The sequence below is a fragment of the Sphingobium sp. 3R8 genome (genome assembly GCF_020166615.1).
Classification (GTDB): Bacteria; Pseudomonadota; Alphaproteobacteria; order Sphingomonadales; family Sphingomonadaceae; genus Sphingobium; species Sphingobium bisphenolicum.
The window spans coordinates 1-1,120 of sequence record NZ_JAIQXR010000061.1 but is presented as its reverse complement, the minus strand read 5'-3'; the positions used below and the strand labels follow the sequence as shown (position 1 = coordinate 1,120).

General features: G+C 60.7%; 1 protein-coding gene. It reads left to right on the top strand.

Features of this window, described 5'->3' with window-relative positions:
* On the top strand, positions 1–763 hold a 763-nt coding region (locus K9B33_RS22895; protein ID WP_318011168.1), incomplete at its 5' end, for a DUF6118 family protein.
* Positions 764–1,120: the final 357 nt, after the last annotated feature.

The following is a 1,120-nucleotide window of genomic DNA, read 5'->3' as shown; positions in this document are numbered from 1 at the left end:
CGACATGGACGACGAGCAGAGATTTTTGAACGAACCGGAGCCGGAACCCCGGCCCGATGCCGCAGCCGAGGCGTTCGCCCGTCTCTCGGAACGCGTCGCCGCTATGGAGGAACGGCTTGAAGGGCGCATGGCGGTGATGGCACGCGCGCTTGAGCATATCGCCGTCGAGAAGCAGAGCCTCGAATTTCCCGACTATGGGCCGACACTTGCCAAGATGAACGGCTATCTCGCGACGTTGGCGGGGCAGACGAAGATAATCATGGGCGCGCCCGCCATGCAGTTGACGCCAGAGAGCATGGCGGAGCAGATTGATGTGGCGGCGGATGCCGCACGTGCGACGGACAGGGCCACCATCAAGAAATCGCTGGAATTGCACCATCAAGCCCATGCGAATCAGATGCGCGCTGTGGGCACCATCCGGACCAAACAGGAACAGCGCAGGCACATATTCTATTGGGGCGGCGGCACGGCGCTGGTCATCTCGCTTCTGTGGCTGATCTATCCCGGTTGGGCGGCAAGTATAGGCCCGCAAAGCTGGCTTTGGCCGGAACGGGTAGCCCGTCGCACGCTAGGCGAGCCAACCTTGTGGGATGCTGGTATCCGCCTCATGCGCGCCGCGAACCCGGAAGGCTGGCAGGCGATTGTGGACGCCGCCGACCTTGCGCGGGAGAACCGCGCCAGCATTTCCGGATGTCAGAGGGCAGCAGCTAAGGCCAAGGAGCCGGTAAGTTGCACGGTCAGAGTAAGGATGTCGCAACCTTGATCGGTCGGCTTGGGGCTTCCTTCGAGAAGCCGACTGGCCGCTTCGGCGCTTGTTATGTAGCGCGCGGCCATTCGGCTTCGCCCAGCGACAATCGAAAGGTGACGGAAAACCCTTCGACTACCATTGTCGGACACCTAGCCAATCCGACGGTGATTGTCGGACGCTGCCTGCGATGACGTAGCCACGCGGTGCCGATATTCACGGCATCACCGCACGAATGCGCGGCTCGTGACCGAAATTAATGCGTTTTCGGTCTGGCAGCGATGCGCCCGATCCCACTATTCCATAAGCTGAGCTGATATCTTAATCTGCCGTCGTAATTGGGGTGTGACATTTGAAAGATATCGAGGCAGCCGA